The sequence below is a fragment of the Rufibacter tibetensis genome, from assembly GCF_001310085.1.
GTDB lineage: Bacteria > Bacteroidota > Bacteroidia > Cytophagales > Hymenobacteraceae > Nibribacter > Nibribacter tibetensis.
In genome coordinates, this window is sequence record NZ_CP012643.1 from 1,997,399 (window position 1) to 2,019,400 (window position 22,002).

Here is a 22,002-nt window from a genome sequence, read left to right on the forward strand (position 1 = left end):
AGCCCTACTTCTGAAAGTAAAGCTTTGTGTCTTTTCCGATTATCTAAGGTCTATCTTATCTCTTTGTATAGGAAATCCTGCATCTCACGTTTGCTGCTGTTGAATTCCAGGGCATCAAACACCCGGCTAAACTTATTCCGGTCGCAGACATAGTCATACGCGAACTTAGCCAGTTGCACTCTGCGCTCCTCAAACGTGATGGCCTTCATGAGCAGGAACAGGTCATCAGTCATAATGCCACCAGTCAGTTTTATCTCACCCTTGGCTATCTCCAGCCTTCTGTCATCAAAGCCTTCCTCTTTCATGAACCGCAGGACCCGGTCCACGTCTGGCCCTTCCATTACGTAGCGGCAACTCTCAGTTCCGGTAGCCGGTGGCACAGGCCGCGACAAAGGCACCTCCTCTACTTTGCGCAACACCAGCGGGAAGGTTCTGCCCGGTACCGTAGGGGCCAGCACATACACGCTTTCATAACCACTAGCCAGGATAACTTCGGCGGTAATGTTCTGGGCTCTTCGGCCCCTGCCTAGTACCCGCAGGTGCAGGATATGCCGGCCCGCAGGCAAATCACCTACGGCTACTCTGCTGGAAGGAACTGGATTAATCAGACGGCCGCCAATAGTCAGATGGAAGTATTCCCCGCGTTGGGTTTCTACCAGAAGGGCGGCATCCAGGGCAGGTTGCGCCTGAAGGACCTCCACCAGGCATAACAAGATAAAACTCAGGAAGTAGAGACGTTTCATAGCAGTACGAATAAGCGACATAGGAGCCATATTCCAATATTATGCCAAACCTATATACAAAATAAAAATCCTTCCTGTTTAGAGACCGTTTTACCTAAAGCAGCCCCTAACCAGAAAGGAATTTTATTTTGTATTCCCTTTCCTGATGTCTATCCTTCGTACTGGAACTGGCCGTATGGGCTTTGAATGGTGAGTTCGTTTTTCTCACTAGCCTCTACCCTGCCTATGATCTGCGCATCCAGGCTGAACGATTGGCTGATGCTGATTAAGTCTTGCGCAATGGCTTCTGGTACATACAGTTCCAGGCGGTGGCCCATGTTGAAGACTTTGTACATCTCCTGCCAGCTAGTGTTGCTCTGCTCCTGAATCAACCTGAACAGCGGCGGCACCGGCAACAAATTGTCTTTGATGATGTGCACGTTTTTGGTGAAATGCAGCACCTTGGTTTGTGCCCCGCCGCTGCAATGCACCATACCGTGCAGTTGGCTTCGGTAATCTTTCAAAATGGCTTGCACCAACGGCGCGTAGGTTCTGGTAGGCGACAACACCAGTTTGCCCACGGTAAGGCTGGTCTCTTCGTTGATATCCGTCAGCTTGCAGTTACCGGAGTACACCAAATTAGCAGGCACGGCCGGGTCAAAACTCTCCGGGTAGTTTTGGGCCAGGTAATTGGAGAACACGTCATGCCGGGCCGAGGTAAGGCCGTTGCTGCCCATGCCGCCGTTATACTCCGTTTCATAAGTGGTTTGGCCATACGACGAGAAGCCTACAATGACATCGCCGGGCTGGATGGTGTGGTTGGAGATAACATCCGAGCGTCGCATGCGGGCTGTCACAGTGCTGTCCACAATGATGGTGCGCACCAGGTCGCCTACATCGGCGGTCTCGCCACCGGTGCTGTAAATGCCAATGCCGTTGTCGCGCAGCATCTGCAGAACCTCCTCAGTGCCATTGATAATGGCCGCAATTACCTCGCCAGGCACCAGGTTCTTATTCCTCCCGATGGTGGAGGAAAGCAGGATGTTATCGGTGGCGCCTACGCAGAGCAGATCATCGGTGTTCATGACAATGGCGTCCTGCGCAATGCCTTTCCAGACAGAGAGGTCACCGGTTTCGCGCCAGTAGAGGTACGCCAACGCAGACTTAGTACCGGCGCCATCTGCGTGCATGATGTTGCAGAACTCGGGGTCCCCTACCAGCAGATCTGGGATGATTTTGCAGAACGCCTGTGGAAACAAGCCTTTGTCTATGTTCTTGATGGCGTTGTGCACATCTTCTTTAGAGGCGGAGACGCCGCGCTGCAGATACCGGTTTTCCATGGTGGGTGTAAGATAAAGTAGCAGAACCGTTTCCAGCCCCGTTTTACAATAACAGCTTCTAAATGTGATACTGTTCTTTGCTGCCGCAAAAATAAGAAAGCCTCCCGGTTATGGGAGGCTTTTCTTTTGTATTTCGGTTTGTGAATAGCTTATCTAGATTCATTGCTGGCGCGAGCTTGCAGCTCGTGTCCGCACGTATGCCGAAAATCTGCTGCTTCCTGCTTTTCAGAGTTCAGGTATTCTGTCTGGTTTCTAAGGAACTTTCTCCCCATTGTTATTCTGAAAGAACCTTGTGGGCGAACTAAAAAGGCGTTGAAGAAACGACTCTATTGTTTACTCACAAGGTCCTTTCAGGATGACAAAATAGGGTGGAGCGTTCAGGACGGCGTGCGGACACGAGCCAGAGGCTCGCGCCAGCGAATCAAAGCCCTACTCTCGCTCTGGTTGTTCGTCTATGCGGGTCACCGTGAATTCTGTCCGGCGGTTGCGTTGGTGCTGCTCCTCGGTTTTCGCATTGCGTACTACTGGTCTTGACTCTCCATAACCACGGGCGGTGATGCGTTTAGGGTCAATGCCTTTGGAGATGATGTAGTCTACCGCACTTTGCGCTCTACGCTGCGACAGGTCCTGGTTGTAGATGTCTACCCCGCGGCTATCGGTGTGTGAGCTCAGCTCAATGGTGATGGCTGGGTTATCTACTAACGTCTGCACCAATTTGTCCAGCTCTACGGCTGCATCCGGACGGATATCAGCCTTGTCATAGTCATAGAAGATGTTCTCTACCACAATGGCCCTGTTCCGGACAATCTTGGAGAGTGTGAGCGTAGTAGTTAACCTGATGTCGGTTATGGGCTGGGTTAGCTGGCTTTGCGGTGGCGTTTTGCCTTGGGTACTCACCGGCTGGCGCGCCGTGAAATAGCCGGTTCTTTCCGCAATTACGGAGTACACGCTGGCTGAATCCAGTTTAAAGGTGAAGTTGCCCTGCACATCAGCGGAAGCTTCCTGCACTTTCACGCCTTGCGCGTTCTGCAGCGCCACCCTAATGTTGCCCACCGGCGTAGTGGCGTTTGTTTTCTCGTTCCGTTCTACCACCTTGCCGTCTACAAAGAAGTTGACCAGTTTAGGCTGGCGCTTCATGAAGGAATACAGGTCATCGCCGCCTTGGCCACCGGCTCGGTTAGAGGCTAAGAATCCTTGGTTTTCACCGGTGATAAGAAGCGAGAAATCATCTCCCACAGAGTTGATAGGAGTCCCCATGTTAATGACCGAGTCACCATTGATCCGGAAAAGATCCAGTCCGCCTAAGCCAGGGTGACCGTCTGAGGCGATGTACAAGGTGCTGTCTGGCCCCACATACGGAAAAGACTCGTTACCAGGCGTGTTGATGGTAGGCCCTAAGTTCTCTGGACGGGAGAAACGTCCGCTGGCGTCTAGTGTGGTTTTCCAGATGTCCCGTCCGCCTTGTCCGCCCCGGCGGTTAGACGAGAAGTAGAGGGTGCGGCCATCGGGCGAAAACGCCGGCGAGGCATCCCAGGCAATCGGGTCATTGAAACTGGCGGGGCGGGGCTCAGACCATTCATTGGTTTTGTACTGCGAGATGTAGAGGTCTACGTCCGCGCTGCCATTCTTCTTGCCGGTGTTGCCTCGGGCGAACACCATGGTGCGGCCATCGTTGGTAAAGGCTGGGGAGGCATCATGCACTTCTGGAGCATTCAAAGCCGCTGCAAAGGGCCTTACCGAAGGGGCAGCGGTCATGCCTGTATCTGCCACGGGCACCACGTACAAATTCAGGAAACCTTCGCCGTTGCCTTTGTATTTGACGTCTTCGCGGGTAGAAGAGAAAATCAGCTCGTTGTTCAGGAGGACGGGCGAGAACTCAGAGGCGCCGGTATTAGCAGCGATGACAGGTCTTATGATCTGGTAGGTGGGCTTGCTGGTGATGGGAGCTACCTGCTTGAGGTTTTCCAGCTCCAGTTGCGCCAGCCGTATAAAGGTCTTGTTGGAGGCAACGGCCATGTAGCTCTGCAACTGGGTAGTCGCTTCTTCATACTTGCCGTTGGCTTTCAGGGCCATGCCATAACGGAACATGGCTTCCTCTGTACGGCGAGCATCTAAGGCCGCTTTGTAGTACTGCTCAGCTTGCGGCAGACGGTTAGAGAGGCGGTAAGCCTCAGCCAGCTTAAAATTAAGTTCTGCCCCTGTACGTCCTTTTTTTAAAGCGGCCTGATAGTTATTGATGGCTAATTCGTATTCTTCTTTGCCAAAGTTCTTATCGCCTTTTTGCACGGAGCTCCGGAAAGGCCCGCAAGCTGCCACTGCCAAAGACAAGGCTACTCCCAGTACAAAGGTTCTGTTCTGTCGCATCATGTGCATTCCTACGCGTTATTGACTAATAGACCGTATTAAAAGTAACGAGCCAGCCAGGTATCTTTTGCGGGTTTGGGCCATTGCTCCTGCATGGCTCCCACTGTTTGCACCAAGGTGTCAAAATAAAGCGTTTCAGGCGCTAAAGTTCCTGCCGCCACCCTGGCTTTTACTTCTGTTAAAGGGATTGTCCGCACCTCGTCTTGTTGCCTGAAAGCCAACTTGGTACGGTCAAATAATTGAACGTTAAATTCCTGCTCTAATTGCCTCATAAAGGCAACTGATTTATCTATGGAACAGCCACTTGCCGAGGCCACCTCTTCATTGGTAGCCAGAAACAGGAAGTGGTGCTCTTTGATGGTAAACGACGCCTGTAAATCACGCCCATGACTGCTCCACTCCGTTACGAAATCCTGCAGTAGCTGGTTCATGCGTGCCTCCTCTTCAGGAGTAAGCGGACGGTCTAGCTGGTACACCCATACCCGGCTATACGCCGGTAATTGCTCAAAAGGAACGTACATTTTTTGTAATATGCTAATTTATGATGGAACCAAGTATCCTCTTTGATGATACAAGGCTGTTTTTGCTGCTAACTGTTTCACAGGTATTTTCTGAATAACAGCTTCTAAACGCAAGTATACTTCTTACCGTCTACAGCTTCCGAATCTTACTCATGTGTGCCGCAAGTTGCACGCTTGAAGCATACACACTTCCGCATTACGCGTTGATGCCTTCGGCTTGGGCAATGAGTTCCGCAATGTCAAACACCTGCACTGAATCTTCTTTGTTCTGGCTTTTCACGCCGTCGGCCATCATGGTCATGCAGAACGGGCAGGCACTAGCGATGATGGTGGCTCCGGTGCCAATGGCTTCCTCGGCGCGCTCTACGTTGATGTCTTTGTTTCCAGGTTCCGGTTCTTTCCACATCTGGGCACCACCAGCACCGCAGCAAAGTCCGTTTGCGCGGCTGCGTTTCATTTCCACTAGGTCGGCATCCAAGGCTGCCAGCACTTCGCGAGGCGCTTCGTAGATGTTGTTTGCGCGACCCAGGTAGCAGGAGTCATGGAAGGTAATACGCTTGCCTTTGAACTCGCCGCCACCGGCAATTTTTACTTTGCCTTCGTTGATGAGGTTCTGCAGGAACGTAGAGTGGTGAATCACCTCGTAGTTTCCGCCCAAGGCCGGATACTCGTTCTTGATGGTGTTGAAGCAATGCGGACAGGCGGTCACAATGGTTTTGATGCCGTAGCCGTCCAGCGTAGCGATGTTGGTCATGGCCTGCATCTGGAACAGGAACTCATTGCCGGCCCGCTTGGCTGGATCACCGGTGCAGGTTTCTTCCATGCCTAACACAGCATATTTAGTGCCCACATGCTCTAAAATCCGAACGAAGGCACGGGTAACGTTTTTATAGCGATCGTCAAAGGCACCGGCGCAACCTACCCAAAATAACACTTCAGGGGTTTCGCCACGTGAGGCCAGGTCGGCCATGACGGGTACTTGTATCTGTTTTTTCTCTGACATCTAGGGTAATGTGCTAATTAGAAAATGTGCTCAGTGCTAAGTTATTCGGCATGCCGCACAAAAGCTAATGAGCGTTAGGTTAATTCTGTTTTTAGCCTAGTTTTTAGAAACCACGAACAAATCATCGGCCCAATTGAAACGGTCACTTGGCGAGAAAGCCCAGGGCGCTCCGTTGTTCTCAATGTTGTTGAACATGGTGTTGAGTGACGTCGGGGCCGCAGATTCTTCCAGCACTAGGTAGCGCCGCAGGTCTATGATGGTAGAAAGCTGGTTGATGTTGACTGGGCAAGACTCTACGCAGGCGTTACAAGTGGTACAGGCCCACAGTTCTTCCGGTGTTACGTACCCTCGCAGCAGCGTACGCTCTTCAGTTACTTTCACGCGCTCAGATTCCTCATTGTAATGAGCCGGATTAAAGATCAGCGGTGATTCCCCTTTCTCCTCCATCCGGTCACGGGTATCCATCACAATCTTGCGCGGCGACAATAGTTTACCGGTAATGTTAGCCGGGCACACGCTGGTACAACGGCCGCACTCGGTACAAGTGTAAGAATCCAGGAGCTGTTTCCAGGTAAGGTCTTCCACGTCTTTGGCGCCAAACTTCTGCGGATCAGCTCCTTCCGGCGCCGGTGGCACCACGTAGGCAGGATCCAGCATGGCTTTGATCTCATGCGTGATGCTTTCCACGTTGCTGAACTGGCCTTTGGGCTCCAGTTTAGTATAGTACACGTTAGGGAAGGACGTAATGATGTGGAAGTGCTTGGAACTGGGCAGGTAATTCATGAAGGCTAAAATACCCAGAATGTGCGCCCACCAGCCAACACCGGCAATTACTTGCAGGGTATTAACATCACTCCCGAATACGTTCATCAAGGGGCCACTTACCGGAAATACGCCAGGCAAGTCGTGTCCGCTTAGTTGCGCCAGTTTCTGGTCTGCAATGTTGAAAGCAAACAAGGCGAACATGAGCACGATCTCGGTGATCAGGATCACGTTTGCGTCTAGCTTAGGCCAAGCCCGCATCTCTGAACCGCGCGTAAGCCGGGGCACCTTGGTGAGCGTGCGCCTAGCCAGGAAGATCACACAGGCAATGATGACTAATAGCGCCAACACTTCATTGATGGCCATGAGCACGCTGTACACTGGTCCCAACACGCCCAAAACGCGGTGCGTCCCGAAGATGCCGTCAATCAGGATTTCGATCACCTCCACGTTAATCACGATGAATCCGACGTACACAAACAGGTGCAACACGGCAGGCAACGGCCGCTTGAACATTTTTTGTTGCCCAAAAGCAACAAGTAAAAGAAGTTTTATGCGCTCAGAAACGTTACCGGAAATCTCCTTGTCACGTCCCATGTTGATGTTGCGGACAATCTTACGGATCTGCCACACAAACAGACCGATACCTAGCACCGCCACTATTAAAAAGGCAATATTACTGATCACAGAAAGGGAGTTTAGGAATGAAAACTGCTTGTACTACGAACGAATTTAACAAAGTATTCTGAAAAGGGCAGAAAAGATTTTTTTGCCAGAAGTTTTGCAAATCCGCACAGGCTCCTTACATTTGCATACTTTTTCACCAGAACGGTAGCGAAACACCTCCCTGAAAGGTTCTAAAAGGATGCTGGTGATGTAGCTCAGTTGGTAGAGCAAAGGACTGAAAATCCTTGTGTCGTTGGTTCGATTCCAATCATCACCACCAGCAGTAAAAGCCTCAGAGAAATCTGAGGCTTTTTTTATGCCCTTTCAAGCAAGATTTAACCTCTACGAGAAACTCTGAAGAGACATAAGCAAGATACGCATATACCTCCTTATTGGCTATATCCCCTTCCCTTTGTTTGTTGTTTGTCTCCCATACTGTCTCTCAATTTTGAAATAAGCTTACCTATAAATCCATCAAAGACTATATAGTATTATATAAATTCTGTGTTGCTTTCTTATCTTAGCTCGACCTTACTGCTTATAGATAGCGCATGAGAAAACAACTACTTATCCTAATCTTTTCATTAATTCAGGTTGTTAGTTTCGCCCAGACCACTCAAACTACCCAGAAGAAGGAACAAACAAAGAAATCTGCAACCAGGTCGTCTCCTAAGGTATACATCTGCGAAGGAGGAAGTGCTTATGCTTACCATAGCTCATCTTCCTGTAGCGGGTTAAACAGATGCACACATACCATCTCAGCAGTCTCCCGCTCAGATGCAGAGAACAATTACAGTAGAAGACCCTGTAAAAAGTGCTACTAGCATTTAGTTATATTTTTTGTAGCAAAACATTACACAAGAATAAGAATATTATTTACAAATGCTTACCCTCTCAAAACCAAACACCAAAGTACCCATGGGAAAATTATTACCTTTTCTATTTTTAATAATCATATTTTCTGGAAACGTTAGTGCTCAAAATACAAAATATCCACCTGTAGCTGCTAATGATTCTTCTTACTTCAACGCTGCAGACAAAGCTGAAGATGAAAAAGATTTACCTAAAGCTATTTACTATCATACTAAAGCTATTTCAATTGCAAAACCTAACTCTGGGGAAATGAAGCGCTCACTTGTATACAGAGGGGTTGATAAATTCTTTGTAGGCGATGTGACTGGAGCTATTGACGACTTAGAACAAGCATTGAAGATGAAAGTCACCAATTCCAGCATCTATGGAATGGTAGATAACAATCATATTGAAGGAAAATTCAACGCCCTTGCATGGTTCATTTTAGGCGACTGTTACACCACCAAAGACTTTAATGACGCAGCTTGCTTTTGCTATAGCAAAGCTGGCGAGTTAGGATATGAAAAGGCTTACAAGAGGATAAGCACATATTGCAATAAATAGATACTCCTACCTTTCCAACGAAAGACAAATGCTTCTGCATCCTTTATGATTGTTATTGTAAAAGCATGCTAAGAAATTAAAAGAAACCACTGGTTTGTTAAATGTAAAGCAACATAGTCTTAGTCATACATAGGAGTTCTACACAAGACAATCTAAGGTTATTCAAGAACTGTAGCATAAAGTTGGAGCGAAGCAACACAGTCTAAGCTACATAGCAGCACTTAAATCCACCACTAATAAATACTCCTCTTTTTAGCATTTCATGAAAGCACTCCTTCTAGTCATATTGCTTCAGTTATTTGTATTCAGCTTACAGGCGCAGAAGTCAAACACCAATCAACCTGTACCCCTTACCACAGACACTGTATACTTTGACCAGGATTGGGAGCAAACAAACCTGAAGGAGGACATCAAATACGCGCGCATCTTAAAGAGAACTGTTGATGGCAAACCCTTTGGAACTGTTAGGGATTACTACTATCCTTCCTGGAAAAAGCAGTGGGAAGGCAAGCTGTTAAGCGAAGACCCAGATGTTCCAACTGGTCTTTGCACCTATTGGTACCCCAATGGTAAGGTGCAATCCATAGCCACTTACAAAGAAGGCGAAGCACAGGAAGACTTACGCATGTGGCATGAGGATGGAACCAAAGTTATCTGTAAGTATAAGTTTGTTGAATCGTTGCCACTTACAAGGGCGAAGCTCCACTCCTTTTATAACCCAGAAAGCTCAAGAACTGTGCAACGAGTTGACTTGCCAGCTGATGCCTATGGTATAGTTTTCAAGATAGACATCAGGGACGAGGGAGAACCTCCAATTGACTGGGCCACTGCAGCCACATTGGCATCAGTAACCATGACAGGGGGAACTAGCCAGATATTGCTTGCAGGCGCAAACGCAATGAAAAACCCCTATAAATCTTCTAAGCCTGTAACAAGCACTAAATGCCATTACTTTATAACTACAAGCCTGAAGGACGCAGAATACTTTGAGAAAACCAAAGGTGAAATGCCAAAAGGTAACGCATGCATCTGGAAGGCAACCAATGTGCCACAAGACTCACGTCATTTAACCATTCCCAATGGCGCTAGAACCTTGTACTTCTGCATCAACAATGACAATGACATAACTTCTGCAGAAGCAACCCTGAGCGTAAGCGTGCTTCAAAAACAATGCAAATAGGCAAACAGTATAATATCACCTGATGTAGGTACATACTGAAAAGAACATATTAAATGAATACCAGCCCATTTGCAGCAATAGACCAATTACTCTCAGCTAAGGGCATTGAGATGCTTTATAACCAATGCTTTGCCCTTGAGAAGGTAGCTTGGTTTGAATCTGAAGAAGGTCAAGAATCGTTGGAACAGGGGTTCTACCCAACAATAAGCGAGCAAGACAAGGTTAACCTGAGGCCTATTGTGCAGTCTGCACTTGTTCAAAAATTAGAGGAGCTTATAGAGAAAACCACAGAAGAGATTGATACCAGGACATTCAAGATAGATACAGACAAAGAGAGGGAAGAATTCTGCAGCTTCATGGCAAAGCGTTTAGAGCTGACTATAGTAAGATGGAAGAGCCTACCTATATCAAAGGACCATTCTGACACCTTTGTTCTTCTGGATCACTTCAGAGAACACCTAAGGTCTTTATTAACTTTATGGGCTAGTGATGATTCTAAAAATTCAGTTCAATCCCACAATAGCGCCCATGTATACCAACTACCACCAAACTTCCAACTAACTGAATTAAATATAAGGGCAAAAAGATTAGATACTTATCAGATAGCCCTTCTTTTCCAATTACTTAGAGATCAGGGGGTATTTATTAATTACAGTAACGAGAGCCTAGCTGAAATAGCCAATATTCTAACCGGTCATTCTGAACAGAACATTAGAGGAGGTAAAGGCTTCAGTAAAATTCAGCATATTATTGAGGATAAAGTCAAAATTAAAAGGTTCAGCGATAATGAGAACCATAACCTATCAAGTGTTAAAAACCTGTTGAATGATATCCTAACTCAAGTAAATTCACTGATAAGTAAAAACAAGGAAGAATTGAACAAGAAAACACAGAATAAAAAAAAGTAATCCTGTAGCCCTTTTTGTAACCAGTTACACCAAAGACCTTTTCTGACCTTTGTATCACCCATCCAGCAGTAAGTGCCTCTGCTAGGTTGGGCAGGCACATTATTGTTTACTAATTAACAACTCATTGAAATGACAGAGGCAGAATTAAACGACAGAACAATCCATTTGGTCACTGAATTCAGGTTAGGAATTGAGAAGCTAGAAGCAGAAGCTGGAAGAAGCACAGGGCTCCTTGAAGTAATGATACGTGGCCTTGCTGAAACAGCTAAAATTCTATTTGGCCCAGACACAGAGGTTATTATTACACCAATTGAGGACTAACAAGCATTAATTTGTAGTCTTAAAGTACATTTTAGAAAGAGTACTTCCTGCGCAAATCGTGCATTACCAGTGCAGCAGAGCAGGAATACTCTTTCGAACCATCCTATCACTTAAGCCTTAGTCAACAGGAGCATAAATACGCACAAAGCTGCACATGCTTTCCTGTTTGACTAAGGTTTTACAAACAAGTTTTTTTATGAAAGAAGATTTTGACACTGAGGATTCCAAGTGGACCAAACATACTATATCCTCAATAACCACCCCTGATACCAAAAACACAATAGAACTGATAGAGGAATTCTTAAAAAGGAACCATGAGTTCAGGCATAACACAGTTTCTGGGCAGTTGGAGTTCAGAAAAAAGGGTGAAAGCCACTTCGCACCTCTCATTGATCGCGACGAGAATAACTTTTGGCGCGCTATCCAGAAAGATAAGAAGCTGGAGTATGCAGACGCTACTTGTAGCCTATCCACACTCAGGTCAATACTTTACTCTGGCTTCAGCAAAGAGTATGACCCATTGAAAGAATACTTTACCAGTCTAACCCAATGGGATAAAACCACAGATTATATTACTCTGCTAGCCAATACAGTCAAGACTGACAATGACCAGCTTTTCCATCGCTTCCTTAAAAAGTGGTTGGTTGCTGTCGTTGCCTCCATCATGGAGCCTGCTACTGTGAACCAAACTGTGCTTGTGTTCTCAGGAAAACAAGGGATAGGGAAAACTAGCTGGATACTAAAACTAGCACCAGAGCACCTGAGGAACTACGTATACTCTGGGTCCATCAACCTCAACAACAAAGACACTTTGATTTACCTTGCGTCCTGTTTGCTCATAAACCTGGATGAACTTGAGAACATGAACAGTACTGAGATTGGGGCGCTGAAAGAGACCATCACCAAACCACAGGTCAAACTTCGTCGTGTCTACGCTCGCAATGCAGAGGATATGCCAAGAAGGGCTTCCTTCGCAGGATCAGTAAACTCCAGCCACTTTCTCAATGACAGTACTGGATCACGCAGGTTCCTTTGTTTTGAAGCGTTGAAGATTGATTACCAGCATCAGGTTGACTTAAATAAAGTATATGCCCAGGCCTACGCACTATATCAGGAGGGCTTTAAACATTGGCTAGATGATGCTGAAATCAAAGAACTGGAGGCTAACAATAGCAAGTTCCAGCGCACAACTGTTGAGGAAGAACTTGTATTGGAGGAGTTTACACCAGCAGGGGAAGGAGATTCTGAATGTTTATTCTACACGACAACCCAAATTGCTAATCATTTAACTAAGAAGGTAAACACCTTCGCAGTTACTAATGCCTCAAAGCAGCGTCTAGGAAAGGCTTTGAAGAAGCATGGGTTTAAAACCTACAAGAAGGGTGGTATACAAAAGTACGCTCTATCCTTGAAGCAGCCAGGTACCAGTACTAACCCAGAAACAATCTCAGGGTAGGCAGGGTAGGTTAAAATCGTCAAAACACCCATAGATCTGTGAATGCACAGGGCTCACCATATTGGTGGGCTCTATGTATTATATCTCTAATTAGATTATTGTAAAAGTAGTTACCCTACCTACCCTTGAATAAAACTAAGTGCTTTGAATTGCTTATTATTATATACTTTTTATTTAAACAAACGCTCTAAATTTAACAATCCTAATCTAGACATAGTCCCACCTTTGAACATTTATTCTTTTTTTTGATTGCTAATATCTTTTCCTCTGTCTCTTCATACTCATTAGGATTATGTTTAGGGTCTTTACAACAAAACATTAGTTTAGTGCTTTTTACTTTATAAAGTTTTGAAGCACCCATACATATATCACAAGTAGTAAATGATTCAACAACACCATTCAAGGTGGTGTTTTTTAATTTTAAATCATACTCGTAAATCGTTGTATAATTTTTATCCTTTTTAACAGCTAGTTTTCCTGAAAACTTATGAAAGTTATTTAAAACATATACTGAATCTAATCTGCGTTCAGATAGCTCATTTATAATAACTAACTTTAAAGTATCTTCTAAGTTTTGAAACTTAATTGACTCTCTTTTAGGAAATACTTGGTACTTAATTCTATAAACCCTAGAACACGAGACACTTATTGTCGCAAGAAAAATAAATAGCACAAATATGTATTTCATATCTTTATAAAAAAAATTTATCCATATATCGCATTAGCTTATCAAAAAAAATCTCAGTATAAATACCTCCAAAAAGACACAGAAATACAAGGGAAGTTGAACGTATATTAGCCTCATTTGTAGTCAAAACTGTTGGAATTGTATAGGATAGTCCTAAAACTATCAAACCAGTTAAAATACCTAGGATTGGTATTGACCAATATTTCAACCCATTTAATGGTTTATTCAAAATGGCTATATCTTTAATTAGTCCAATCAATGCCCCTAGTAGCCCAAACGAAAATGCAGTTATAATAAGGCCTATAAAACGTGGTATATCATAAGTCCATGGAAATATTTTTCTTACGCTTTTTACTTCTAAATAGTATTTCAACTCGTATTTATTATCAATATAAATCCCTCTATATTCTGCGTTTACCTTTTCTTTCATTAATTTATCTTTATCTCTTTGCAGTGACTGCAAAGTGCTTTCTAGATTTATTTGAGCTAAACCCCCTATTCCAAAGTATAATCCAATTACAAACCACAAGAAAACGATATAGTAAGATGAATTCTTCATAGATTATAATAGGATTTAACTGCGAGATATAACTTTAATTTACATAAATCTTATATACCTAGAACATATGCTTCAAATAGTCGCTTCATCAAAACATATATACATACACAAATACAAAAGATAGATAGGGAGTGAGGATTGTACAAGCCACTTCTAGTTGACCATTTTTAGCTTGTAAATCAATACCTACTAATAAGTAATTTAAATAATTGTATCTACTTATAAATCTATATTCTTCTACTAGCAGGAAACAAACCTTATGAACATACACCCATTTTAGCATTTTTTTGGTTTTCCAAAAACCATTGACAACCATACTATAGCTTTTCTCTGAATGCGTGTTCTACACACTACTTACTTTTAGGTATTTTTATATAATATAGAAAAATAATCACAAATAGATTGAACCAAATCTTTAACTTAAATCAATTATACATATTAACTCAACAACAATTCTAATTATGCAACCTCAGAGTTTGCACTATTTAATTCTAAAATCATAAACCCTTTAATTAATATAAACAAATGAAAAAACTATTCACAATTCTGATTCTGCTGACCATAACGTATCAAATAGCTTTATGTCAGCCCTCTCCTCTTAGTGTTCAACAATTTATTGACAAGAAGATAGAAGTAGTTGACATTAAATCTGACTTCAACATTATGACTATTAATGGGTTTGATGATAAAGGGAATCCTATAACTGAGAAAGTAGAATTCAAACAAGGTGAAGTATTAGCAATTTTAAAATTGTTGTCTATGCCAAGGATAGCGATTCTAACTGTTCCCATTAAGGTTAGACCCTCCATCAATGAATTGCCACAAACAGCTACTACAGGCCTTTCCAATGCTGGCGTAGGTGTAAATCTGTTGAATGCAAGGTTGGAACGATATTTCATTAATGGTAAAAAGTCAACACACATAATTAGTCTTGGAGTATTTGTAGCACCATCAGCAGAAGAATTGACTCCTGAGAACACGAATGGACATGTAACTTCAAAATACAAACAATTGTTTATTTCACCAGGTTTATCAATAACTTATTCCTACAATGATATTGCATTCTCATTTATTCCAGTGGGCTTTGACTATGCTACTGGATCTGAAGGTAAAAAGTGGGTATATAATAAAGAAAGATGGTGGGGATTTGGCATAGGAGTCAGCACTAAAGTCTTAGGCCTATTATAATATTATTAACTGTAAATATTATATTAAATCCCATATTAACTTATGGGATTTTTTTTGATATAAAAGCTAATGTTATAGAAATCTTGCAATTGTTTAACAAATCATAATGTTGTAGAAATGAACATTTATTAGACTGTACTATTGCACATATATGAATAATAAAGCTATTTAAATTGATATGAAAACTACTTAGGTTAAGTTGCTACTATAACTTACATTTTTTTATTTTAATTCTTCTGCACCAGTAAACACGCCCCCCTATGTCCCCAACAGACCCCGCCTAGCGGGTGAGGTTGGGGTACCCCGCCTATGTCCTATTGCTAACTTTATTACATGAGGCTATGGTAAAGATTATTGCCTATAATAAGGCACAAAACAACAGAAAACACAACACGCTGGTCCTGCAGGGGGAACTGGAGTTCATCCCATCAAAAACAGAAGGCAGGTACTACGCCATAGCTGCTATCTGCTCCATCTCCTGCACGTTCAACGAAGTCCTTTGCGCTGGTCTCGTAGGCAAGACGCTCCCTGGCTCCCTGGAGAAGATGGAGTGCGCCCCCTACGAGCACCCTGCGCCCAACTCTGACGAGGTCCTGACCCTCACGCACACCTGGTATTATAGTCCCACCCCCAGAACGATTGAGCAATGCGTGTTCCCTGAGAGGACAGCAGCTTAATCAGTTCAGATGAGGGCAGTCGTAATGGCTGCCCTTTTTCTTTTCCCTTTCACCTTAAACCTATGAAAATGCAGGAAGAAAACAACAGGGACGATGATGCAGAGGTGGACGAGTACAGCTGCCTCTTTCTCTCCAAGTACAAGCTGGACAGGGTTTACTGCCCATTTATGGTGATATCCAAAGTAGACATACACTACTTCAAACCAGGAGATAAGGTACTGGTGACAAGGGTGACCTTCTCCCACGAGAAGGTGATCCTGTACCAAGTGTTTGGCAAACTGTACCCACACTTCTACTTCGATTACACCCAACCCACAAACCTGGTGCTCACCAGGTTGAAGTAGCAACTAGCAAAAGGAGTTATGCTGTATTTCTTCGCTGGGTTCTTTGAGAAGGTTACTCCCTAAACAAACCACTGAAAGCAACGCAGCCAACATCATTAGTTGCAACTGGATGGTGAAGGGTAGCTGGTCTGTAATAGGCTGCTACCCTTTTTTTCGTCCAGTGTTTTATCTGACCACTAACAAAACCCTACACAATGGAGCTACTAACTCAACTGGCATACACGAGCCAGCGCCTCAGCAACTGCCTGCCCTACGTTCCCCTGAACCAACTCTCTGACGTCACCTCCTTCCTTTGCCTTCTGGTGCGCCACGCCAATGACCAGGAGAAGGAGAAGTTCTATGAGCTGAACAGCAGGTTCCTACACATCATTGAGATTGTAGAGACTATCAGGAGCGAATACCAGAAGCCTGCTGTGGCTGAACAGATTGATTCCCAAGCAAACCACTTCACCAACCTTTAACCTTAAACTCGTAGAAACATGGAAACCACATTGATGAGGCTCAATGCCCAACCAGAGCCAAGGCTCACAGTTACCAGAAACCCAGAGGCAGGCGCACAGTCTGCCTCTTCTGCTTTCATAGAAGCCAACACTGTCTCTATCCCCTTTACAGAGATACAGCAGGACCACATCATCCCAGTGTACGTCAAGGACAACGAGCCCCTGATCAGCCAGTCAGACTTCATCCAGACCACGCAGGAGCTGGTAAACACTATCTTCAGGGGTGAGCAGGTCCTGAGCCCAGCTATACGCTGCAGCCATCCCATCAAGGGCAGGACCCCAGAGGCGAAGGACAAGCCTGCGAACCAACTGCAGGACTGGGAGAAGACCTTGTATTACGAGCGCATGATGTTCGTGATAGAGATTCCTACAGTCCATGACACCATAGATGGCAACCCATTGACGCTTACTGTGGGAGGCGTGAAGGCCTACAACCTGGACAATCTTTACAACAAGAAAGGCGCTGCTGAGCACTTCAAGGTGTTCATTGGGTTTAAGAACATGGTCTGCACCAATCTCTGCGTGAGGACTGATGGCTACCTGGCTGACCTGAGGGTGAGCAGCGTTGACCAGCTTTATTCTGCTATCTACCAGCTTCTGAGTTCCTACGACCAACATCTTCACCTACGACAGATGCAGTCTCTCACAGAACACTCCATCTCAGAACAGCAGTTCGCCCAGCTTTTAGGCAGATGCAGGATGTACCCACACCTACCTACAGATGACAAGAAACAGATACCAGCCCTGTTGTATGGTGATTCTCAGCTCACGTCTGTCTGCAGGGACTATTACAAAGACGTGAACTTCTGCAGGCAGGAGGATGGGAGAATAAACCTCTGGAAACTGTACAACCTGTTCACTGGGGCCAACAAGTCCACCTACATTGACCAGTTTCTGGACCGCTCTATCAATGCTTTGGACTTTGCCTCACAGGTACAGGGCGCATTACAGGGCAATAGCACAAGCTGGTATCTGAACTAACTGGAAAGGCAGGAAGTAATCCTTTGGGGTTACTTCCTCTTCTCATTTTAGTTTGATATACTTGTTCAACCCTACAAGGTAAAGCTATGATAGCGAACCAGCTTCAGTAAAGACAACCATTGTTTCACCTAAGACACACATCAATGAAAAAGTCAGCAAGAATTCTTGGTTTCACCCTTGTCTCTGTAGCGTGGTTATGCTTCCTGGTGGCACTTATATATGTGAGTTGGGAGATCATTTTGACAGGTTTAACATCACAATGAGAAAGGTTCTGTTTAGGGCTTATGTAAGCTTGGCTAGTGTGTTATTGGTGGCAGTCATCATCTCTGCGTAGCAATGTATATAAGTTGTGCTTGCCAGAAACTAATGTTAGAATAGAGCGAACTTATAGGCAGGAAAACCTATAACAACATTACCACCCAGTCGTAGGAGCCTGCATATCCCATCTCATCAATCTGTTCTTAGATGTTTACGTGTATGCCCTGGGTTTTGCTTACAAGATACAACAAGCAATTCAAGGCCAGAAGTCAATCTAGTACTTGAACTAGAGTTGAATACAAGTAATTGAACATCCAAATACTATAGGTTGAGTGTAATAACATTATAAGCAAACACTTTGCTTAGTTGCACTTTATACTTTGCCTATAGTATTTCACCACCAACTTTACTTAACTTAAAGCCTCAGTATAAGCTACAGCCAATTTCATCCAATATTCTACTCCCCCCTAATGACATTCATAAACCCAGTTTCCATTGAAAAGCTTCTGCGTGCAGGAAGCAATATGGATGCTTATCTAAAAGAGGTTAAAAAGGAAGTATCTGTAGCAGGTACAAAGGCTGTGGTACATTTCTATCTAATTAACTTTGATGGAAATCAAAGCCCAAGAGTGGCTGACTTAGCTGAGTTCCTATCGTTTAGGCTGCTAGACTACTGCATTCCACGAGATGAGATCCAAAGAGCAAAGGAGGAAGACCTTAAAAACAATTCAAGTGTGCAAATAACTAAGTTAGGTAAGAAAGCTAAACTCCTACTGACTGATCTAGAAAAAACAGGTGAAGGAGGTGAGCTTATGTTGTATGCTCTAGCTCAAGAATACCTAAAGATGCCTCAGTTACTTTGTAAAATGCCACTTAAAACAAGTTCCCAAATGCATGTTCATGGTGTAGATGGTGTTCATGTAAAGTTTGATCCAGGAAGTGGTTGCTTAGCGATATATTGGGGCGAATCTAAGATGCATCAGACTTTTGGCAGTGCAGTAGATGATTGTTTTGAAAGTGTAGGGAAATTTTTAAGCAACACAGGAGGTAGTGGAACTCAGTTCCAAAGAGAGTTACAGTTGATGATTTCAAATATTGACTTATTGGATAACGATCTTGAGGAAGCAATACTAACCTATCTTGATAAAGACCATGTTAACTACACAAAGGCAAAAAATTGCGCTGTTTGCTTAGTAGCATTTGATTACAAAAGGTATCCATTGGGTCCAAATCAAACTCAACTTCAAGACTTATTAGCTGAAGCAATTAAAAAAGTAGACAAGTGGATAAAGAGAGTAGGAACGAGCTTAGTAGCCAAGGCACCACTCCATACTTATGATATTGAATTATTCATTGTTCCTTTCCCAAGCGTTGATGGTTTTAGACAATCCTTTTTAGAAGAACTAGGCTTAAAGTAATGGCATCCACCCTCCCTAATAGAATATACCAATTACCTAGCTTTCAGAGGCAATTAAAGTCTCTTCTTAAAGAGTCTGTTATTGCTCAGTTTGATAACTTAGAGAACACTCAACAAGTAGGTGATGAGGAAATAGACTGGAATAATTTAATATCTTGTGCTAGTATTCTTGCGCACGCTGATGATCAAGAATGCCTGGATGCTGCCCTTAGAATAGCTCAACATTGCTTACTTAGGACGAACTCTAGCGAAATGCACAAAGTGTCAGCTGGAGTTATTCTTGACGTATTAACAAATAAGCCTGCTTTATCATTAGCACTCAAGCGACAGTTAATACCATCAGATTACTTAGAACAAGTTCCATTTTCATTGAAGCTTGAAAGTGCAAAGAGAAACTTTTTAAACACGTATATCACCCACAATGATGAATTACTTTACTTCAATAAGTTTCAAAAAGCAGTTTATGATGCTACACAAGAGTCAGACATAGTAAGTATCTCTGCTCCTACTTCATCTGGAAAGTCCTTTGTTTTATCAAGACTGATATTAGATGCGTTGATGGATAAAGGGAGAAGGCTGAATGTAGTATACTTAGTCCCCACCAGAGCTTTAGTAACTCAAGTAGAAAATGAGCTTAGGCACTTACTTATTGACAATGATGTTAAAGATGTCTTTGTGAGTTCAGTTCCTAAGATAACCTTTGATGTTGAGTCATATCGTTCTACTATCTTCGTATTTACTCAAGAGAGATTACATTGGTTCAAAGTAACTAGTTCATCTTTTAGATTCGATATCTTAATCGTAGACGAAGCTCAAAAGATAGGCGATGGATACAGAGGCATTCTTTTGCAACAGAAGATTGAAGAGTTGGTAAAGGAATCACCTGAATTGAAGGTATATTTTTCTAGTCCATTTACGTCCAATCCAGAGTTACTATTAGACATCATAAAGACTAACAACACCAAGGCTCCTGTTAAGAAGGACTATGTTGCTGTTAACCAAAACTTGCTATTTGTTTCTCAAAAGCCAGGCAAACCTCAGAAGTATGATATGGCTTTATGTATAGATGATACACCAATAAGTCTTGGAGAATTCAATCTTCCCTTCAAGCCAAGCCCAGTATCTAAGATATTACCTTTTGTGGCCTATAGCTTATCCAATGGCTTAGGAGGGAACTTAATCTATGCGAATGGTCAAGCAGATGCTGAGAAGTATGCTGTACAATTATATGGGCTTTGCCAAGATATTTCTACTTCAGAAGAGATAAATGGATTGATTAACCTTGTCATCAAGGTAGTTCATCCCAGATACAAGTTAGCTCAAACACTCAGAAGAAGAGTTGCCTTCCATTATGGCAATATGCCATTGATCGTAAAGCAAGAGATTGAGAGACTTTTTGGTCAAGGGGAGATTCATTTTCTTGTATGTACATCAACACTGCTTGAAGGTGTCAATCTTCCTGCTAGAAGTATATATATTAAGAATCCAACCAGAGGTTCAAGGCAACCAATGAACGAAAATGACTTTTGGAACCTAGCAGGTAGAGCAGGTAGACTTGGTAAAGAATTCCAAGGGAATATAGTATGTGTTGATCCTTATAAATGGAATAACATACCTTCAACAAACAGAAGCAAACAAACTATCTACAAGGCTATTGACAATGTTCCATTAACAGAGCTCATAAATTACATAGAGGCAGGCACACCAAGAAAGCTTAATAACACCAGCCAGAATTTAGAATATGCCTTCACTTACTATTTTACTAAAGCTCTAGATAATGAACTTGCCTCTACGTTAAACCCAGACAACCCTCTATCAGAGGCACTTGAATTTGAATTAGGTAAAGTTCGAGGTTTTGTTGAGCTACCAAGAAGTGTTATATTCAGAAACCCTGGAGTTAGCCCCATTGCTCAGCAAAATTTGCTAAACTACTTTAAACTGCATAGCAATAAGGATGAATTGATTCCAGTTGCTCCTGACAGCTACGATGCAGTAGATGTCTCTTATGAGCGTATTGTAAATCTGATTAGTATGTTCTTAACTGGAGACTCTGAGAAGATGTCAAAGACCTACGCTATACTAGTAGTTAATTGGATGAAGGGTTTACCACTTCCTAAAATGATTGATGATAGTTATAAGTATTGGATTAAGGTTCAAAAGCCTAAGCCTTTAGATGGAGTGATTAGAGATACTATGGACCTCATAGAGAACTATGCAAGATTTAAGTTCGCCAAGTACTCAAACTGCTATCTTGATATACTTCACTTCCATTTAGAGCAGGAGAATAACAGTGACTTAATTGAGGAACTTCCAGATTTAAGTAGTTGGCTTGAGTATGGAGTATCTCTTAAAACTCAGATCTCTCTAATCGATTTAGGATTGAGTAGACCAACTACATTAGCTCTTTCTGAGTACATTCCAGATAACAATTTGACAAGGGAAGATTGTATACTTTGGATAAAGAGCAATGATATTGATCTGCTTGGGTTGCCAACAGCAATGGTAAATGAGTTAAACACACTCTTCTCTCTCATAAGCAGAGAGTAAAGGAAGCCTAGAGTGTAATATTTGAGCAAACTTGATGATAGTTATGCAAAGCAGAAGTTATAATATTTTCAACTTTTAGGTTTACAGAAAAGAATTACTAACATTACTAGGGTTATCAACACTACTTACCAACATCATTAGAATTACATACTAACATATACCTTCCTTCTATATAGATTTGCGT

The 22,002-nt window shown here is 43.3% G+C and carries 20 protein-coding genes and 1 tRNA gene; 13 read left to right on the forward strand and 8 right to left on the reverse strand.

Going from position 1 to position 22,002, the window contains the following annotated elements:
• Positions 1-50 precede the first annotated feature (50 nt).
• The 6 genes from DC20_RS07890 to DC20_RS07915 all read right to left on the reverse strand — a co-directional run bounded on the left by DC20_RS07890 (position 51) and on the right by DC20_RS07915 (position 7,399).
• A complete protein-coding gene (locus DC20_RS07890; protein WP_169788171.1) occupies positions 51-743 on the reverse strand; it encodes a DUF4476 domain-containing protein in 693 nt (230 codons plus the stop codon).
• Between the two features lie 149 nt (positions 744-892).
• Positions 893-2,062 carry an AIR synthase related protein gene (locus DC20_RS07895; RefSeq protein ID WP_062543327.1) on the reverse strand — a complete coding sequence of 390 codons (1,170 nt, stop codon included), beginning with the start codon at positions 2,060-2,062 and terminating at the stop codon, positions 893-895.
• Between the two features lie 429 nt (positions 2,063-2,491).
• Positions 2,492-4,429 (reverse strand): OmpA family protein, encoded by a 1,938-nt coding sequence (locus tag DC20_RS07900; RefSeq protein ID WP_245652318.1) that lies wholly within the window; start codon positions 4,427-4,429, stop codon positions 2,492-2,494.
• Positions 4,430-4,464: 35 nt separating this feature from the next.
• Positions 4,465-4,947, reverse strand: a complete 483-nt coding sequence (locus tag DC20_RS07905; RefSeq protein ID WP_062543329.1) for a hypothetical protein — start codon at positions 4,945-4,947, stop codon at positions 4,465-4,467.
• Between the two features lie 196 nt (positions 4,948-5,143).
• Complete coding sequence (locus DC20_RS07910; RefSeq protein WP_062543330.1) at positions 5,144-5,950, reverse strand: (Fe-S)-binding protein; 807 nt, start codon at positions 5,948-5,950, stop codon at positions 5,144-5,146.
• Positions 5,951-6,046: 96 nt separating this feature from the next.
• The gene (locus tag DC20_RS07915) at positions 6,047-7,399 is read right to left on the reverse strand and encodes a (Fe-S)-binding protein (RefSeq protein WP_062543331.1); all 1,353 of its coding nucleotides are present in this window, start codon (positions 7,397-7,399) and stop codon (positions 6,047-6,049) included.
• 183 nt (positions 7,400-7,582) lie between these two features.
• Here DC20_RS07915 and DC20_RS07920 point away from each other — a divergent pair.
• The 6 genes from DC20_RS07920 (at position 7,583) to DC20_RS07945 (ending at position 12,659) form a co-directional block, all read left to right on the forward strand.
• A tRNA-Phe gene (locus DC20_RS07920) sits at positions 7,583-7,658 on the forward strand.
• Positions 7,659-8,296: 638 nt separating this feature from the next.
• Positions 8,297-8,794, forward strand: coding sequence for a hypothetical protein (locus DC20_RS07925; protein ID WP_157593095.1), 498 nt, complete (start codon positions 8,297-8,299; stop codon positions 8,792-8,794).
• A gap of 262 nt (positions 8,795-9,056) precedes the next feature.
• Positions 9,057-9,974 carry a toxin-antitoxin system YwqK family antitoxin gene (locus DC20_RS07930; protein WP_157593096.1) on the forward strand — a complete coding sequence of 306 codons (918 nt, stop codon included), beginning with the start codon at positions 9,057-9,059 and terminating at the stop codon, positions 9,972-9,974.
• A 53-nt stretch (positions 9,975-10,027) separates the two neighbouring features.
• Positions 10,028-10,882, forward strand: a complete 855-nt coding sequence (locus DC20_RS07935; protein ID WP_062543334.1) for a hypothetical protein — start codon at positions 10,028-10,030, stop codon at positions 10,880-10,882.
• Between the two features lie 129 nt (positions 10,883-11,011).
• Complete coding sequence (locus tag DC20_RS07940; protein ID WP_062543335.1) at positions 11,012-11,203, forward strand: hypothetical protein; 192 nt, start codon at positions 11,012-11,014, stop codon at positions 11,201-11,203.
• 196 nt (positions 11,204-11,399) lie between these two features.
• On the forward strand, positions 11,400-12,659 hold the full coding sequence (locus DC20_RS07945) for a VapE domain-containing protein (RefSeq protein WP_062543336.1): 1,260 nt from the start codon (positions 11,400-11,402) through the stop codon (positions 12,657-12,659).
• Between the two features lie 202 nt (positions 12,660-12,861).
• Here the strand turns inward: DC20_RS07945 and DC20_RS07950 are convergent, their stop codons facing one another.
• On the reverse strand, positions 12,862-13,347 hold the full coding sequence (locus DC20_RS07950; protein ID WP_062543337.1) for a hypothetical protein: 486 nt from the start codon (positions 13,345-13,347) through the stop codon (positions 12,862-12,864).
• Between the two features lie 4 nt (positions 13,348-13,351).
• Positions 13,352-13,906: a hypothetical protein gene (locus tag DC20_RS07955; protein WP_062543338.1), complete on the reverse strand. Its 555-nt coding sequence runs from the start codon at positions 13,904-13,906 to the stop codon at positions 13,352-13,354.
• A gap of 525 nt (positions 13,907-14,431) precedes the next feature.
• Here DC20_RS07955 and DC20_RS07965 point away from each other — a divergent pair.
• The 7 genes from DC20_RS07965 (at position 14,432) to DC20_RS07995 (ending at position 21,818) form a co-directional block, all read left to right on the forward strand.
• Complete coding sequence (locus DC20_RS07965; protein WP_062543340.1) at positions 14,432-15,094, forward strand: hypothetical protein; 663 nt, start codon at positions 14,432-14,434, stop codon at positions 15,092-15,094.
• 341 nt (positions 15,095-15,435) lie between these two features.
• Positions 15,436-15,771, forward strand: a complete 336-nt coding sequence (locus tag DC20_RS07970; protein ID WP_157593097.1) for a hypothetical protein — start codon at positions 15,436-15,438, stop codon at positions 15,769-15,771.
• A 62-nt stretch (positions 15,772-15,833) separates the two neighbouring features.
• Positions 15,834-16,115, forward strand: a complete 282-nt coding sequence (locus tag DC20_RS07975) for a hypothetical protein (protein ID WP_062543342.1) — start codon at positions 15,834-15,836, stop codon at positions 16,113-16,115.
• A 194-nt stretch (positions 16,116-16,309) separates the two neighbouring features.
• Positions 16,310-16,576 carry a hypothetical protein gene (locus DC20_RS07980; protein ID WP_062543343.1) on the forward strand — a complete coding sequence of 89 codons (267 nt, stop codon included), beginning with the start codon at positions 16,310-16,312 and terminating at the stop codon, positions 16,574-16,576.
• A gap of 18 nt (positions 16,577-16,594) precedes the next feature.
• Positions 16,595-17,596, forward strand: a complete 1,002-nt coding sequence (locus DC20_RS07985) for a DUF3871 family protein (protein ID WP_062543344.1) — start codon at positions 16,595-16,597, stop codon at positions 17,594-17,596.
• Positions 17,597-18,324: 728 nt separating this feature from the next.
• A complete protein-coding gene (locus tag DC20_RS07990; protein WP_071885406.1) occupies positions 18,325-19,272 on the forward strand; it encodes a HamA C-terminal domain-containing protein in 948 nt (315 codons plus the stop codon).
• Positions 19,272-21,818, forward strand: a complete 2,547-nt coding sequence (locus DC20_RS07995) for a DEAD/DEAH box helicase (RefSeq protein WP_062543346.1) — start codon at positions 19,272-19,274, stop codon at positions 21,816-21,818. The genes DC20_RS07990 and DC20_RS07995 overlap by 1 nt, the downstream gene beginning before the upstream one ends.
• Positions 21,819-22,002: the final 184 nt, after the last annotated feature.

Excerpts from the sequence above, each read along its gene's own strand:
- DC20_RS07890 (WP_169788171.1), bottom strand. The coding sequence starts at position 743 with ATGAAACGTCTCTACTTCCTGAGTTTTATCTTGTTATGCCTGGTGGAG.
- DC20_RS07895 (WP_062543327.1), bottom strand. The coding sequence starts at position 2,062 with ATGGAAAACCGGTATCTGCAGCGCGGCGTCTCCGCCTCTAAAGAAGAT.
- DC20_RS07900 (WP_245652318.1), bottom strand. The coding sequence starts at position 4,429 with ATGATGCGACAGAACAGAACCTTTGTACTGGGAGTAGCCTTGTCTTTG.
- DC20_RS07905 (WP_062543329.1), bottom strand. The coding sequence starts at position 4,947 with ATGTACGTTCCTTTTGAGCAATTACCGGCGTATAGCCGGGTATGGGTG.
- DC20_RS07910 (WP_062543330.1), bottom strand. The coding sequence starts at position 5,950 with ATGTCAGAGAAAAAACAGATACAAGTACCCGTCATGGCCGACCTGGCC.
- DC20_RS07925 (WP_157593095.1), top strand. The coding sequence starts at position 8,297 with ATGGGAAAATTATTACCTTTTCTATTTTTAATAATCATATTTTCTGGA.
- DC20_RS07930 (WP_157593096.1), top strand. The coding sequence starts at position 9,057 with ATGAAAGCACTCCTTCTAGTCATATTGCTTCAGTTATTTGTATTCAGC.
- DC20_RS07935 (WP_062543334.1), top strand. The coding sequence starts at position 10,028 with ATGAATACCAGCCCATTTGCAGCAATAGACCAATTACTCTCAGCTAAG.
- DC20_RS07940 (WP_062543335.1), top strand. The coding sequence starts at position 11,012 with ATGACAGAGGCAGAATTAAACGACAGAACAATCCATTTGGTCACTGAA.
- DC20_RS07945 (WP_062543336.1), top strand. The coding sequence starts at position 11,400 with ATGAAAGAAGATTTTGACACTGAGGATTCCAAGTGGACCAAACATACT.
- DC20_RS07950 (WP_062543337.1), bottom strand. The coding sequence starts at position 13,347 with ATGAAATACATATTTGTGCTATTTATTTTTCTTGCGACAATAAGTGTC.
- DC20_RS07955 (WP_062543338.1), bottom strand. The coding sequence starts at position 13,906 with ATGAAGAATTCATCTTACTATATCGTTTTCTTGTGGTTTGTAATTGGA.
- DC20_RS07965 (WP_062543340.1), top strand. The coding sequence starts at position 14,432 with ATGAAAAAACTATTCACAATTCTGATTCTGCTGACCATAACGTATCAA.
- DC20_RS07970 (WP_157593097.1), top strand. The coding sequence starts at position 15,436 with ATGGTAAAGATTATTGCCTATAATAAGGCACAAAACAACAGAAAACAC.
- DC20_RS07975 (WP_062543342.1), top strand. The coding sequence starts at position 15,834 with ATGAAAATGCAGGAAGAAAACAACAGGGACGATGATGCAGAGGTGGAC.
- DC20_RS07980 (WP_062543343.1), top strand. The coding sequence starts at position 16,310 with ATGGAGCTACTAACTCAACTGGCATACACGAGCCAGCGCCTCAGCAAC.
- DC20_RS07985 (WP_062543344.1), top strand. The coding sequence starts at position 16,595 with ATGGAAACCACATTGATGAGGCTCAATGCCCAACCAGAGCCAAGGCTC.
- DC20_RS07990 (WP_071885406.1), top strand. The coding sequence starts at position 18,325 with ATGACATTCATAAACCCAGTTTCCATTGAAAAGCTTCTGCGTGCAGGA.
- DC20_RS07995 (WP_062543346.1), top strand. The coding sequence starts at position 19,272 with ATGGCATCCACCCTCCCTAATAGAATATACCAATTACCTAGCTTTCAG.